This window comes from Pseudomonas sp. UBA5706, assembly GCF_002419965.1.
Classification (GTDB): domain Bacteria; phylum Pseudomonadota; class Gammaproteobacteria; order Pseudomonadales; family Pseudomonadaceae; genus Aquipseudomonas.
The window spans coordinates 307,234-321,211 of the sequence record NZ_DIHC01000016.1 but is presented as its reverse complement, the minus strand read 5'-3'; the positions used below and the strand labels follow the sequence as shown (position 1 = coordinate 321,211).

The 13,978-nt window shown below is 61.8% G+C and carries 11 protein-coding genes; 5 read left to right on the top strand and 6 right to left on the bottom strand.

Features of this window, described 5'->3' with window-relative positions; all coding sequences use genetic code 11:
- Window positions 1-2 precede the first annotated feature (2 nt).
- Together B3I26_RS09515 and B3I26_RS09510 are read left to right on the top strand one after the other, a co-directional pair.
- The gene (locus tag B3I26_RS09515) at window positions 3-686 is read left to right on the top strand and encodes an ABC transporter ATP-binding protein (protein WP_296257340.1); all 684 of its coding nucleotides are present in this window, start codon (window positions 3-5) and stop codon (window positions 684-686) included.
- A complete protein-coding gene (locus tag B3I26_RS09510; RefSeq protein WP_296257338.1) occupies window positions 686-3,196 on the top strand; it encodes an ABC transporter permease in 2,511 nt (836 codons plus the stop codon). Before B3I26_RS09515 ends, B3I26_RS09510 begins: the two co-directional genes overlap by 1 nt.
- 45 nt (window positions 3,197-3,241) lie before the next feature.
- On the opposite strand, the gene greB is transcribed toward B3I26_RS09510, so the two are convergent.
- A complete protein-coding gene (gene greB, locus B3I26_RS09505; RefSeq protein ID WP_296257337.1) occupies window positions 3,242-3,733 on the bottom strand; it encodes a transcription elongation factor GreB in 492 nt (163 codons plus the stop codon).
- A 351-nt stretch (window positions 3,734-4,084) separates the two neighbouring features.
- On the opposite strand from greB, the gene proP reads away from it, so the two are divergent.
- Window positions 4,085-5,590: a glycine betaine/L-proline transporter ProP gene (gene proP, locus B3I26_RS09500; RefSeq protein ID WP_296257335.1), complete on the top strand. Its 1,506-nt coding sequence runs from the start codon at window positions 4,085-4,087 to the stop codon at window positions 5,588-5,590.
- 60 nt (window positions 5,591-5,650) lie between these two features.
- Here the strand turns inward: proP and B3I26_RS09495 are convergent, their stop codons facing one another.
- The 5 genes from B3I26_RS09495 to B3I26_RS09475 all read right to left on the bottom strand — a co-directional run bounded on the left by B3I26_RS09495 (window position 5,651) and on the right by B3I26_RS09475 (window position 10,921).
- A complete protein-coding gene (locus B3I26_RS09495; protein WP_296257333.1) occupies window positions 5,651-6,895 on the bottom strand; it encodes a CaiB/BaiF CoA transferase family protein in 1,245 nt (414 codons plus the stop codon).
- 19 nt (window positions 6,896-6,914) lie between these two features.
- A complete protein-coding gene (locus tag B3I26_RS09490) occupies window positions 6,915-8,231 on the bottom strand; it encodes an MFS transporter (protein ID WP_296257331.1) in 1,317 nt (438 codons plus the stop codon).
- Between the two features lie 61 nt (window positions 8,232-8,292).
- Window positions 8,293-9,294: an acyl-CoA dehydrogenase family protein gene (locus tag B3I26_RS09485; protein ID WP_296257329.1), complete on the bottom strand. Its 1,002-nt coding sequence runs from the start codon at window positions 9,292-9,294 to the stop codon at window positions 8,293-8,295.
- A gap of 9 nt (window positions 9,295-9,303) precedes the next feature.
- Entirely contained in the window at window positions 9,304-10,446 is a 1,143-nt protein-coding gene (locus B3I26_RS09480) for an acyl-CoA dehydrogenase family protein (RefSeq protein ID WP_296257327.1), read from the bottom strand.
- Window positions 10,447-10,456: 10 nt separating this feature from the next.
- On the bottom strand, window positions 10,457-10,921 hold the full coding sequence (locus B3I26_RS09475; RefSeq protein ID WP_296257325.1) for a MaoC family dehydratase: 465 nt from the start codon (window positions 10,919-10,921) through the stop codon (window positions 10,457-10,459).
- A 102-nt stretch (window positions 10,922-11,023) separates the two neighbouring features.
- Here B3I26_RS09475 and B3I26_RS09470 point away from each other — a divergent pair, with 102 nt between their 5' ends.
- Together B3I26_RS09470 and B3I26_RS09465 are read left to right on the top strand one after the other, a co-directional pair.
- A complete protein-coding gene (locus B3I26_RS09470) occupies window positions 11,024-11,935 on the top strand; it encodes a LysR family transcriptional regulator (protein WP_296257323.1) in 912 nt (303 codons plus the stop codon).
- A 199-nt stretch (window positions 11,936-12,134) separates the two neighbouring features.
- Window positions 12,135-13,874 (top strand): dipeptidase, encoded by a 1,740-nt coding sequence (locus B3I26_RS09465; RefSeq protein ID WP_296257321.1) that lies wholly within the window; start codon window positions 12,135-12,137, stop codon window positions 13,872-13,874.
- Window positions 13,875-13,978 lie beyond the last annotated feature (104 nt).

Genomic DNA, 13,978 nt, shown 5'->3' with positions numbered 1-13,978 from the left:
CCATGAGCGAAAGTATTCTCAGTGCGCAGAACCTCAGCAAAGTGGTCCCAAGCACCGAAGGTGACTTGACCATCCTGCACGAACTCTCCCTGGAACTAAACAAGGGCGACACACTGGCCATCGTTGGCGCCTCCGGTTCCGGCAAGTCCACCCTGCTGGGGCTGCTCGCCGGACTGGATCTGCCAAGCGCAGGATCAGTCACCTTGTCGGGGCGCAACCTCAGTGAGCTGGATGAAGACCAGCGGGCACGGGTTCGTGCCGAGCACGTGGGTTTCGTATTCCAGTCGTTTCAGTTACTCGACAGCTTGAATGCGCTGGAAAACGTCATGCTGCCCATGGAACTGGAAGGTCGCAAGGACGCTCGCGAGCAGGCCCGTCATCTGCTGGAGCGCGTGGGCCTCGGTCAGCGCTTGACCCACTCCCCCAAACAATTATCCGGCGGTGAACAGCAACGCGTGGCCATCGCCCGCGCCTTTGCCGCCGATCCCGACGTGCTGTTTGCCGACGAGCCCACCGGCAACCTCGACAGCCAGACCGGTGAGCGCATCAGCGACCTGCTGTTCGCGCTGAACCAGGAACGCAACACCACGCTGGTGCTGGTCACCCATGATGAACGCCTGGCTCATCGCTGCAGGCGACTGATCCGTCTTGAAGGTGGCCGACTGGTCGCCCCCATGGAGCCTTGATGGCACGTTTGCCTTTTGCCCGTCTACTGAGCCTCGCCGGCCGCCAGCTGATGCGCGATGCCCGCGCCGGAGAGCTGCGCGTGCTGTTTTTTGCGCTGGTGGTGGCGGTTGCCGCCAGTACCGCCATCGGTTATTTCGGCGCGCGGCTGAACAACGCGATGCTGTTACGCGCCACGGAGTTTCTCGGCGCCGACCTGATACTCAGCGGCTCTGACCCTGCCAGACCCGAGCAGATCGACGCCGGTACGGCACTCAAGCTCGATCACTCGCAAATCGTCATTTTTTCCAGCGTGGTCGCTACCGACAACGGCATTCAACTCGCCAGTGTGAAGGCTGTGGACGGCGCCTATCCCCTGCGAGGCGAGCTGAAAAGTGCCGAAGCGCCCTATCAGCCCGAAGTCAGCGGTGGCGAGCCGAAGGCCGGTGAAGCCTGGGCCGAAGCGCGGATTCTGGTGGCGTTGAACCTGAAAGTCGGCGACAGCATCGACGTCGGCTCCACGACCTTGAAGCTGACCCGCGTCCTGACGTACGAGCCTGATCGCGCCGGCAATTTCTACAGCTTGACGCCTCGGGTCATGATCAACATGGCCGATCTTGCAGCGACCAAGGTCGTGCAACCGGGCAGCCGGGTCAACTTTCGTGAGTTGTGGCGCGGTACGCCGCAGGCGCTGGCGGCTTATCGCAAGGCGGTCGAGCCGGGACTGGCACCGAACCAGAAAATCGACGATGCCCGCGACGGCAATCAGCAGATTGGCGGCGCGTTGGGCAAGGCCGAACGTTATCTGAACATGGCGAGCCTGGTGGCCGTGCTGGTGGCCGGGGTCGCCGTGGCGTTGTCGGCGGCGCGTTTCGCCGTGCGGCGCTTCGACGCCAGCGCGCTGCTGCGCTGCCTTGGCCTGTCGCGTAACGAAGCGCTGGTGCTGTTCAGCCTGCAACTGGCGATGCTCGGCATTGCCGCCAGCGTCGCCGGCGCCCTGCTCGGCTGGTTCGCTCAACTGGGTTTGTTTTACCTGCTCGAAGATCTTTTGCCGGCCGCAGTACCGCCGGGAGACTGGCTGCCCGCGCTTGCGGGAATCGGCACGGGGCTGGTGGCCCTGGGCGGTTTCGCCCTGCCTCCGCTGGCAGCCCTGGGTCGGGTGCCGCCGTTGCGCGTATTGCGCCGCGACATGCTGCCGACTCCCGCCAGCACCTGGCTGGTCTACGGTGCTGCGTTGTTGGCGCTGGGGCTGATCATGTGGCGCCTGAGCCTGGATCTGGTGCTAACGTTCGCCCTGCTTGGCGGCGGGCTGATGGCGGCGATTGTCCTCGGTGGCGTGCTGCTACTGACGCTGCAAAGCCTGCGACGCTTGCTGGCCAACGCATCTTTACCCTGGCGTCTGGGGTTGGGCCAACTGCTGCGCCACCCCATGGCAGCGGCCGGACAATCCTTGGCGTTCGGCCTGATCCTGCTCTCCATGGGGTTGATCGCGCTGTTGCGCGGGGAACTGCTCGACACCTGGCAGAATCAGCTGCCCAAGGAGGCGCCCAATTACTTCGCGCTGAATATCCTGCCCACCGAACGCGACCATTTCGCCGAACGCATCAGTCAGCTGTCGACGCACAGCGCGCCGCTGTACCCGATGATTCCCGGACGCCTGATGAGCATCAACGGCGAGCCAGTGAGCAAGTTCGTGACCAAGGATTCGCGGGGCGAAAACGCTACCCAGCGTGACCTCAACCTGACCTGGTCGGCCCATCTGCCAGAAGGTAATAGCATCACCGAAGGCCAGTGGTGGAATGATCAACTGCCTGCTGCCGACAGCATTCCCGGCGTCTCGGTCGAAGCCAGGCTGGCCAGGAGCCTGAACATGAAACTGGGCGATACGCTGAGCTTCGTGATCGGTGGCGCGACTTATGAGGTCAAGGTCACCAGCCTGCGCGACATCAACTGGGATACCTTCCAGCCCAACTTCTTCGTGATCTTCCAACCAGGCACATTAAAAGACGTACCGATCACTTACCTGACCAGCTTTTACCTTGCACCCGGTCATGATCAGCAGATCGTCGAGATGTCCCGTGCTTTCCCGGCGGTGACGATCCTGCAGGTCGAGGCGCTGCTGGAGCAACTGCGCAGCATCCTCGATCAGGTCACGCTGGCGGTGCAGTACGTGTTGCTGTTCGTGCTGGCGGCCGGGCTTGCGGTACTGTTCTCGGGCCTTCAAGCGACGTTGGACGAGCGTATCCGGCAGGGCGCGTTGCTCAGGGCCCTGGGTGCCAACCGCGCACTGCTGGTCAAGGCACGGCGCATCGAGTTCGGCTTGCTGGGCGCGGTCAGTGGCGTGCTGGCAGCACTGGGTTGCGAGTTGGTGAGCTTTGCGCTGTACCGCTACGCGTTCAGCCTGCAATGGTCGCCGCATCCGTGGCTGCTGGCGCTGCCGCTGATCGGCGCGCTGCTGGTCGGTGGCGCCGGGGTATTCGGCACACGCCGGGCGCTGAATGCCAGCCCGCTCACGGTGCTGCGCGAAGGCTAGCAGCCCCTCGTCCGGGCCGGCATCTATCCCGCCGGCCCGGGCTCATCACGGCTCGCTGACCTGGTATTCGATCTTCGTCACCCACCACAGCTTCTCCCCGGCGGGGATTCGCACCGTCAGCTCATCGCCGACTTCCTTTTTCAGCAACGCACGGGCCATAGGCGAGTCGATGGAGATGTAGTCCATGCGCCCGTAGATTTCGTCATAACCAACAATGCGAAACCGCTTGCACTGACCCTCTTCGTCCTCGATTTCCACCCAGGCGCCAAAGAACACGCGACCTTCCTGCTCGGGCGAGTAAGCCACCACACGCATGTCTTCCAGGCGCTTGCGCAGGTAGCGGACCCGCCGATCGATCTCGCGCAGCAGCTTCTTGTTGTACTGATAGTCCGCATTTTCACTGCGATCGCCGAGCGATGCCGCCCAGGCAACCTTTTGCGTAATGTCCGGCCGATGCTCGCGCCACAGATAGTCCAATTCTTTCTTCAGCGCCTCAAAGCCTTCAGTGGTGATGATTTTGGTACTCGACTCTGCCATCCGCAGCTTCCACATAGCGATCAGGTGTATGCCGCGCGGGCCGGCCGCGACGACATGGGGCCGTCACTACACTACATGCGGCTCACAACGGCAACCGCTCGGCGGCAGATTGGTTTTCCGGGTGACCCGAGCCGCAGCCTGGCCGCGGGCAGCAAACGACGACTGCCCCTTATGAAAAAAATCGACTTGCGCTGAATTATTTGGTGGCTTGCCGTATCTGATCCGGAAATGCCGTGCCACCAAAACGATGGCAATGACGGGGTCATAAACCTCACTGCGCTGCCACCAGGTCGAGCGCGGACGAGGTTAGGCGATGTGCAGCAATACCGATTCAGCAAAAGAGTGAGGCGTATGAAATTAGGCAAGAAGAAAGTCAAACCGATTGGCCTGAACGACATCACCATCGTCGACGACGCCAAGATGCGCAAAGCGATTACTGCCGCGGCATTGGGCAATGCCATGGAGTGGTTCGACTTTGGCGTGTACGGCTTCGTTGCCTATGTACTGGGCAAGGTGTTCTTCCCCGGCGCAGACCCTAGCGTACAGATGGTCGCAGCACTGGCGACCTTCTCGGTACCGTTCCTGATTCGCCCGTTGGGCGGGCTGTTCTTCGGGGCATTGGGCGATAAATACGGGCGGCAGAAGGTCCTCGCCGCGACCATCGTGATCATGTCCCTGAGCACCACCGCCATCGGGCTGATTCCCTCCTACGCCTCGATCGGCATCTGGGCACCGATCCTGCTGCTGTTAGCGAAGATGGCCCAGGGCTTTTCCGTCGGTGGCGAGTACACCGGCGCCTCGATCTTCGTCGCCGAGTACGCGCCGGATCGCAAACGCGGCTTCCTCGGCAGTTGGCTGGATTTCGGCTCGATTGCAGGCTTCGTCCTCGGCGCGGGCGTGGTGGTGTTGCTCTCCGCAGTCATCGGCGAGGAGCAATTTCAAGCGTGGGGCTGGCGCCTGCCGTTCTTCCTCGCCCTGCCCCTGGGCATGCTCGGCTTGTACCTGCGTAATGCCCTCGAAGAAACGCCAGCGTTCCAGCAGCACGTGGAGAAACTCGAACAGGGCGATCGCGAAGGCCTGTCCGCCGGCCCGAAGGTGTCGTTCAAGGAAGTGGCGACCAAACACTGGCGCAGCCTGCTCACCTGCATCGGCATCGTGGTCGCGACCAACGTGACGTATTACATGCTGCTCACGTACATGCCCAGCTACCTGTCGCACAATCTGCATTACAGCGAAAACCGCGGGGTGCTGATCATCATTGCGATCATGGTCGGCATGTTGTTCGTCCAGCCACTGATCGGTTTCATCAGCGACAAGATTGGCCGCAAGCCATTCATCATCGTGGGCAGTATCGCCTTGTTCATCCTTGCCATTCCGGCGTTTACGCTGATTATCAGCGGCAAGGTAGGGCTGATCTTCGCCGGCTTGCTGCTCCTGGCGGTGGTGCTGAATTTCTTCATCGGCGTCATGGCCTCGACCCTGCCAGCGATGTTCCCTACCCATATCCGTTACAGCGCACTGGCCAGTGCGTTTAACGTTTCGGTATTGATCGCCGGCGTGACCCCGACCCTGGCGGCCTGGTTGGTGGAGACCACGGACAATCTTTACATGCCCGCCTATTACCTGATGGTGGTGGCGGTGATTGGCCTGGTCACCGGCGTGACCATGAAGGAAACCGCCAACAAACCCCTGCGCGGCGCGGCACCGGCTGCCTCGGACATGCAAGAGGCCAAAGAGTTGTTGAAGGAACACCACGACAACATCGAGCAGAAGATTGAAGACATCGACGCCGAGATTGCCGAGCTGGAGGCCAAGCGCAAGGACTTGGTACAGCAGCATCCGCGGATCAACGACTAACAGGGACAAGCGCCGCCCTGCCCCAGGGCGGTCACCCCAACGCCACGGTCGCCCCTTTTTTCAACACCCCACCACGCCCTTTTGCGATAACAGCGAAAGGGTTTGGTCGTCGACCTCCAACGTGCGCTGCAGCACCTGCGCCGTGTCGTTGGCAAACCCTGGCGGCGCACGACGGTAGCTGGCCGGCGTAGCGGACAGTTTTGCCGGAAAACCGATCACCGTCACTTGCGTACCATCATCACGCTGCATCGTGTGTAGCATGTCCCGCGCCTGTACATGAGGGTCGGCCAATGCTTGCGCAACGTTGTTGATCGGCCCGCCCGGCACCCCGCTCTCAGCCATGCGCGCCAATAACTGCGCTGCAGGCCATTTCGCGATGCTATGGGCCAACTGCAACTCCAGCTCCTTGCGATGCTGGCTGCGTCCGGCGTTATTGCGATAACGGGGGTCTTCGGCCAAGTCCGTGCGCTCGAGCAGTCGACACAGGGCCTGGAACTGCCCATCGCCGCCACAGGCTACGAGGATGTAGTCGTCAGCGGCGGCGAAATCCCGGTAAGGCACCACATTCGGGTGAGCGTTGCCCAGCCGACCGGGCACCTGGCCGCCGATCAGGTAGTTCATGCCTTGGTTGGCCAGCAAGGAAACCTGACAATCGAGCAGCGCACAGTCGATGGCCTGCCCCTCTCCCGTGCGCGTGCGATGGTTCAGCGCAGCCAATATCGAGATCGTGGCGTACAAGCCGCAGAACAGGTCACTGGCGGGTATTCCCACCTTGAGCGGCCCGGCGCCGGGCTCGTCGTCCTGGCGCCCGATGACGCTCATCAGGCCGCTCATGCCCTGCACGAGAAAATCGTAGCCACCGCGCGCCGCATAGGGGCCGCTCTGGCCAAAGCCGGTGATGGAGCAGTAGATCAACCGTGGATTGATGGCTTTGAGGCTGGCGTAATCGAGCCCGTAGCGAGCCAGGGTGCCTACCTTGAAATTTTCGACCACGATATCGGCCCTGGCAGCCAAGCGGCGGATGATGTCCGCGCCTTCCGGCTGCGCGAAGTCGACCGCGATGGCCTCCTTGTTGCGGTTGGTGCAGAAGTAATAGGCCGCGTCCCATGGCTGCTCACCGTCTTGCAGAAAGGGCGGCCCCCAACCGCGAGTGTCGTCCGGCCGGGCCGGGTTTTCGACCTTGATCACTTCGGCGCCCAGATCGCCGAGGATCTGAGTGGACCAGGGACCGGCCAGCACGCGGGACAGATCCAGCACACGAATGCCCTCAAGGGCTCCCGGTGCAAAAGTTGCGCAATCGTTCATCGGATTTTCCTTTCAGGATTCAGCTCAGGCGCTGCCCTTTGGTCTCAGGCATGCGCAAAAACGCAATAAGGCTGATCAGCGCCGCGCCCGATACATAGAACAGGAACCAGTCCCCGTGCCCTAGGCTCTGCAGCCAGGTCATGAGGTAAGGGGTGGTGCCGCCGAAAATGGCGACGACCAGGTTGTAGGGCAAGCCAATGCCCAGCGCCCGGACGTCGGTACTGAACAACTCGGCCTTCACCGCGGGTGCGATCGATGAGTACAACCCATAGAACAGCAGCCCGAACAACTCCACCGCAAGAATGGTGGTGAATGAGGCGTCGATCATCGACACCACCGGATAAAGCAGCAGCAGGTAGCCCAGCGCGAACAAAATCAGCTGCGGACGCCGGCCCCATTGGTCCGAAAGCATGCCGAACAGCGGCTGCGAGACCATGAAGATAGCCAGGGCGAGCGTGCTGGCGGCATAGGCCACGGTGGCCGTAGCGCCAGAAGTGCGAATGGCGTGAACCGGGATGTAGCTCACGAACAAATAGAACGCGAAGGCGCCCAACAAACTGATGCCCACCACCCGACGCAACGCCTGTGGGTGCTCACGCCACAGGGTGCGCAATGGGTGACGCACCGGGCTTGCCTGGCGTTGGTGCTGGATGAAAGCTTCAGGTTCGGCAACCGAGCGACGCAGCCACAACCCGACGAAACTGCCCAGGGACCCGATCAGAAACGGAATGCGCCAGCCATAATCGACCATCTGCTCCTTACTGAGCATTGATGTGAGCGTCCAGGCCAGTGCGGAGGCGAACAGCAAGCCCAGGGCGATGCTGAAGAACATGAATCCGGAGTAGAACCCGCGCCGAGTTCGTGGCGCGGACTCGGCGAGAAAGGTGGCGGCCGCGCCGTACTCTCCCCCCACCGATATGCCCTGGACCATGCGCGCCAGCACCATCAGAATCGGCGCGGCGAGGCCGATGCTGGCATAGGTGGGTAACAGGCCGATGACCAGCGAAGGCAGGGCCATCATCAAAATGGTCAGGGTCAGCGCAGCGCGACGTCCGACCCGGTCATTGAACAGGCCGATCAGCAATCCGCCGACCGGGCGCATACCAAAACCCACTGCGAACACCCCGAATGTCGCCAGCAAGGCAGCCGTTTCGCTGTCCGAGGGGAAGAACTGCGGGCCGAAATACAGCGCGAAAGCCGTGTAGATCGACCAGTCGAACCACTCGATGGTATTGCCGATGCTGCCTGCGACTATGGGTCGCCAGGCCGTTGCCAGGGTCAGCGGTGCTGCGGGCTCGCTGAGGGTGCCTGCAACTGTGGATGCGTCGTTCGCCATGTGATGAGCCTCAATTGTGATTGTTATCAGGCGTCTTTCAAAAAGCACGGGCCTGGCTTGGTCAGCCTGACCCGGTGAGCCCGCGCATGAAATCGAGCACTGGCAACTGGCTGTCGAGCAAAGCGTGTCCCAGGCGCTGCTGCCAATACCGTTCGCTGCCGAACTGCAGCCGCCATTCATGCAGACGGCGGGTGTAGAGTTGCAGGTCGTACTCTTCAGTAATGCCGATCGCACCGTGCACCATATGCCCGATGGCACCGATGCTGCTCACTGCCTGGCTGGCTCGGGCCTTGGCCAGCGCTGCCAGACGCGGATCGACTGCCAGCCCGCTGCCGCGCAGTGCCAGTTGAGCCGCCATCCGCACCGCATACACCTCCTCTGCCAGCACCGACAGTTGTTGCTGCACCGCTTGAAAGCGCGCGATGGGTTTACCGAACTGGTGGCGTTCGGCGGCATAACTCAACGACAGCTGGAGAACCCGACCCGCCGCGCCGGCGATCAGTGCCGCAAAAATGGCGGCACCGATGGCTTCCCAGTCGTGACATTGATTAAGTTTCCAGGCGCTGGCGGGCAACGTCGTCCATTGCAGATCGGCGCTGAGCCCGGCAACACCCGATGCAGCAACAGGCTCGGCATCGGCCACTGGCAGCAGCCAGGCGCCATCGTCCAGCAGCACCAGGACGTGCTCCACCGTGGCAGCGAAGGCTACATTGCGGCACTCCACGCGCTCACCCACCCGCTGCCCACGCGCCAGCGCAATGGCGCCACGCGGCCGGTCATGCCCTTCTGCCGCCAAGGCCGCGTAAACCCACATCGTGGTGGCTACTGCCAGGGGCAAGGCGCAGGCACCGCAAATCTGCAGCACTTCACCCAGCGTTTCCAGGTTCGCCCCGGCGCCCCCATGCTGTTCGGCAAGCAACAGATCGGCAAAACCGCTGTCGGTGACCTCCTGCCAGGCACCCGGGTCTGCGCCAGCCTGCTCGATGGAGCGCACGCGCTGACTGTCGAATGTCGCCTGCAGCCACTGGCTGAAGGCATCGCTGATGAAACGATCAATACTCATGCCAGGCTCCTAACGTAGATCCAGACCGCGCGCGATCACCCCGCGCAGGATTTCCCGGGTACCACCGCGCAGGGAAAAGGCCGGGGCCACCTGGCACAGATAGTCGAGCGTGCGTCTGAGCAACGCAGGCGGCGGCTCGCTATCCGCGCCGATGGCATCGGCAATCAGCAGCGGCACCGACTGCTCGAAGCTGGTTCCCAGGTCTTTGACCAGAGCCGCTTCGATGACCGGGCTGTGACCCGCGGCAAGACGTCCGGTGACTGCCAGCGACAGCCCGCGAAGGGTCGTCAGCTCCGCGACCAGACGCCCCAGCAATACCGCGTCGTCGCGCTTGCCGCGCTGGCGCAGCCAGGCCAGCCACGCATCCAGCAGCACCAGGCTGGAGTACAAGCGCTCCGGCCCGCTGCGCTCGAAGGCCAGCTCGGCGGTCACTTGCTCCCAACCCTGCCCTTGCGCACCGATCAGCGCGGTGGCGGGCAGTTGCACGTCGTTGAAGAAGACCTCGGCGAAATGCGAACTGCCGGTCAGGTCGCGAATCGGCCGGATGTCGATACCCGGAAGGGTCAGGTCGATGATCAGCTGTGACAAACCGCTGTGGCGGTCTTCCGGGCTGCCGGAGGTACGCACCAGCGCGATCATGTAGTCGCTGTGCTGGGCATAGGTGGTCCAGATCTTCTGCCCGTTAAGCCGCCAGCCCTCACCGTCCGGCTGGGCGCGGCTGCGCACACTGGCCAGGTCCGAGCCGGCACCGGGCTCGCTCATGCCGATACAGAAGAACGCCTTTCCCTGGCAGATCCGGGGCAGATAGAAGGCTTTTTGCGCATCGCTGCCGTAACGCAGGATCAACGGGCCGCTCTGGCGATCGGCAATCCAGTGGGCAGCCACCGGCGCGCCGGCACAGAGCAATTCTTCGACCACGACGAATCGGGCGAAGGCGTCCAGTTCGGCCCCGCCATAGGCCTTGGGCAGCGTCAGCCCCACCCAACCCCTGGCCGCCAGTGCCCGGCTGAAGTCAGCGTCGAAACCCTGCCAGCTGCGGGCACGAACGTCGGTGGGATAAGCCCCCATACGGTCCAGCAAAAACGTGCGGACCTGCTCACGCAGCGCTTCATGAGCCAGCGGTTCAGGGGTGAAATCAAGAGCCTGAAGCATGGGCTACCTCTTAGGCCGGACGCCCGGCGAGCAAGCGTTTGACCGAGTATTCCATCACCACCACGGCGTGCTGATTGCTGACGGTGACCTGTTGCGTGACCACCGCGCGCCCGGATTTGGAGGTAGGCCGTACATCGCTGATCTGAACCACCGCCTGCACGGCGTCGCCCACCATGACCGGTGCCTTGATCACCTGCTGCAGCTCAAGCAGTGCCAGCCCAACATTTTGCAGCAGGGTCTGCATCAGAATGCCTTCGATCAGGCTGTAGGTCAGGGCTGACGGCACGGGCCGCCCGCCCTTGATGGCGCCGGGATAATCGGCGTCTATGAAAATGACTTCGGTTTGCCCGGTCACGCCAATGAAGTTGATCAGGTCGGCTTCGGTTACCGTACGGCGAAAGGTGCGAAAGCGTTGGCCCTGTTCCAGCTCCTGCCAGAACAGGCCTTGGCCGAGCAGCGGAATCTCGTCATGCATGGGTCGTCCCCTGTTGTTTTTATTGATAGGACGAGACTAGCGAGGCACCCTTTCATTTTCTAATATTGTTTTTCATTCGATTGATAGGGATTCGGTATCAATATGGACGTCCGTCAACTGCGCCAGTTTGTCGTGCTGGCCGAAACCCTCAACTTTCGCCGCGCAGCGGAGTTGTTGCACATTTCCCAGCCGCCTTTGTCCGTGGCGATCCGCAAGCTTGAGGAAAGCTTCGGCACCCCGCTGTTCGAGCGCTCGACGCGCCAGGTCAGGCTGACCGAAGCAGGGGTTGCTGCCCTTGCGGACGTGCGCAAGGCGCTGTTTCACCTGGAGCAGGCCCAGCGCCATGCCCGTGAAACCGTCGATGGAGTGCGCGGGCTGTTGAGCGTCGGGTGTGTGGGTTCGGCCACGCTTTCGTTGATCCCGCGCATCCTTCCGGTGTTTCGCCAGCGCTATCCGGGTATCGATCTGGTGCTGCGGGACTACCCTTCCAACCGCATCATCGAAGAGGTCGAACGCGGGTTACTCGATGTCGGGCTGGTGCGCTCGCCGATCATCGACCGCTATCAGGTCGCAAGCGAACTGCTGGAGGCAGACCGGCTGATTGCCGTGGTGCCGGCCAGCCATATGCTCGCCGCTCGTAAGCGGATAGGCCTCAATGAGCTGTCTGACGCAGACTTTGTTTCCTACTCACGGGAGGAAGCCACCGGCTTGCATTACGCCGTCAGCAGCGCCTGTCAGGCGGCAGGTTTCCTGCCCAGAGTAGTCCAGGAGACCACGCAGATTCAGGCCACCATCAGCCTGGTGGCCGCAGGCCTGGGGGTGGCACTGGTGCCCTCGCTGCATGGTCACCGCAGCGTAGATGGCGTTCATTTCCTCACGCTTGCGGATGTGAACCTGGGGCCGGACATCGGCCTTTCATTGATCTTCAACGCCCAGACCGAAACCCGCATTGCCCGGGCTTTCAGGTCGACGTGCATGGATGTCATGGGCAAGAAAACCCTGCAAGCACCATAGACTCTCACCTGTGGGTTGCACCTGCCTGCCAAGCCTATTTCACATCTGCGCCGCTTTCGCCTTTTGGCGCGACACATTTTGACACAGGGGTTTCCCGTTATTCACCGAGGATGTTAGCGTGCCAACCGCTCTGATCGAACGATCAGCTATTGCGCACAAACCGTTCTCATAAACCGCCTGCAAAGGAATGCCCCAAGCAATGAATTTTCCCCTCAAGCACCTGGCTGCGGCCACGTTAGTGCTGGCGAGCCTGTCGGCGTTCGCCACGCCTGCCAGCGCCAATGTCACCGCGCAACAGAGCGATATCATTCTCAAAACGTTCAACGACGCGACGTTCATTGATTTCAGGCAGTTTCTGGGCAGTGTCGCCAACAGCGATGTTTCAAAAACCGATAACCTTCGCCCGGCCATCAGCGCATTTCTCGATAACAAGACGCTGAGTGCCGAGCAGCAAAACGAAATTCATCGCCTGCTCGGTTTGTATGCGCGGTTGAAGTACGGCAGCGCGGCAACCGAAACCCTGCGTGAACTGGTGGAGATTCCCACGTTTCACAAGGACGGAGTCCCTCAGCACGAGAACCCTGAGTTCATCAGGATCGCCGAGAAGATCAAAACCCTCGCCGAGTCGTTCAATCTGCACTTTCGCAACGTCGACAACCGGGTCTACGAGATTTCCCTCGAAGGCGCGGGCAAGGAAGTGGTCGGAATCCACGCCCACGCCGATGTGGTGCCGGTAACACCGGAAAACTGGGTGCTCAAGGACGGCACCCATCTGGACCCGTTCAAGGTCACGCTGATCGGCGACCGCATGTACGGTCGTGGCACCGAGGATGATAAGAACGGCATCGTGGTGGCGCTGTACGCCATGAAAGTCATCAAGGAAGAGCAGTTGCCGCTGGCACGCAATTTCAAACTGCTGATCGACACCACCGAAGAAACCGCTGGCGATGCGATTCCCTATTACTTCGAACGCAACCCGGTGCCCGAGTACAACCTGGCGCTGGACGGCAGCTACCCGGTAGTAATTGCCGAAAAGGGCTACGGTACGGTGATGGCGACCTTTGCACGCCGAACTGCCGAGGGCGAAGGGGCTGAAGTCGCTTCAATGACCGGCGGCATGGCGACCAACCAGATCCCGTCGCGATCGGTCGCTACCCTGTTGACCGACCAACCCGAGGCGCTTGCAGCCAGCCTTCAAAAAGCCGGCACCGACTACGCCCAGCGTAACGGCGGCGACTTCGAAGTGAGCGCCAAGGTTGAAGGCAAGGACGTCAATCTGACGATTACCGGCGTTTCGGCGCACTCATCCGAGCCGCAGTCCGGGGTTAATCCGGTGGCAAGAATGCTGGACTTCATCAACAGCCTGGATGGCAAGGTCGCGCTCAAGCATAACCAGATCACCGACGCCGCTCGCTACGCCGCAGACAACTGGGGCCTGGATTATCTGGGCAGCAAACTGGGCGTCGGTTTCTCCGATCCGTTCATGGGGCCGTTGACGGCGTCACTGACCTATGTCGCGCTGGACGACAAAGCCTTCAAGCTCGCAGTGAATTTGCGGGTGCCAAAAGGCAAGTCTGTGGACGTCCTGAAGTCCGAGATCGCTGGCAAGCTTGATGCCTGGAGCCAGAAAACCCACATCGCGCCTGCCTTGGACTACTCGATCGCCGAGCCGATGTATCGCAATCCGGAGGGTGAATGGGTCAAGGCCCTGCTGGCCGTTGCCAGCGAGAACCTGAACATGGAGCACACGTTCGGCACCTCGGCCGGGGCCACCTCGGTCCATGAGTTGCCCAATGGCGTGCAGTTCGGCCTGGCACGTCCTGACCTTAAATACACCGGCCACACCGACAGCGAGTTCAAGACCACCGGGCAGTTTCTGCTGGACTTGCAAATCGTGACCGAGATGATGGGACGCATCGGGCAACTGCCCAAGCTCTGATGCAAGGCCGCAAGCCACCTGGACCTTCAGGTGCTTGCACACCCCTGTCGCTGCTGTCGTATCCGGTGACGGCAGCGCACAGGTCAACTCCCGTAGGCGGCCCA

Coding starts and splice junctions, on each gene's coding strand:
- B3I26_RS09485 (WP_296257329.1), bottom strand. CDS start 9,294: ATGAGTATTGATCGTTTCATCAGCGATGCCTTCAGCCAGTGGCTGCAG.
- B3I26_RS09515 (WP_296257340.1), top strand. CDS start 3: ATGAGCGAAAGTATTCTCAGTGCGCAGAACCTCAGCAAAGTGGTCCCA.
- B3I26_RS09490 (WP_296257331.1), bottom strand. CDS start 8,231: ATGGCGAACGACGCATCCACAGTTGCAGGCACCCTCAGCGAGCCCGCA.
- greB (WP_296257337.1), bottom strand. CDS start 3,733: ATGGCAGAGTCGAGTACCAAAATCATCACCACTGAAGGCTTTGAGGCG.
- proP (WP_296257335.1), top strand. CDS start 4,085: ATGAAATTAGGCAAGAAGAAAGTCAAACCGATTGGCCTGAACGACATC.
- B3I26_RS09495 (WP_296257333.1), bottom strand. CDS start 6,895: ATGAACGATTGCGCAACTTTTGCACCGGGAGCCCTTGAGGGCATTCGT.
- B3I26_RS09510 (WP_296257338.1), top strand. CDS start 686: ATGGCACGTTTGCCTTTTGCCCGTCTACTGAGCCTCGCCGGCCGCCAG.
- B3I26_RS09465 (WP_296257321.1), top strand. CDS start 12,135: ATGAATTTTCCCCTCAAGCACCTGGCTGCGGCCACGTTAGTGCTGGCG.
- B3I26_RS09480 (WP_296257327.1), bottom strand. CDS start 10,446: ATGCTTCAGGCTCTTGATTTCACCCCTGAACCGCTGGCTCATGAAGCG.
- B3I26_RS09475 (WP_296257325.1), bottom strand. CDS start 10,921: ATGCATGACGAGATTCCGCTGCTCGGCCAAGGCCTGTTCTGGCAGGAG.
- B3I26_RS09470 (WP_296257323.1), top strand. CDS start 11,024: ATGGACGTCCGTCAACTGCGCCAGTTTGTCGTGCTGGCCGAAACCCTC.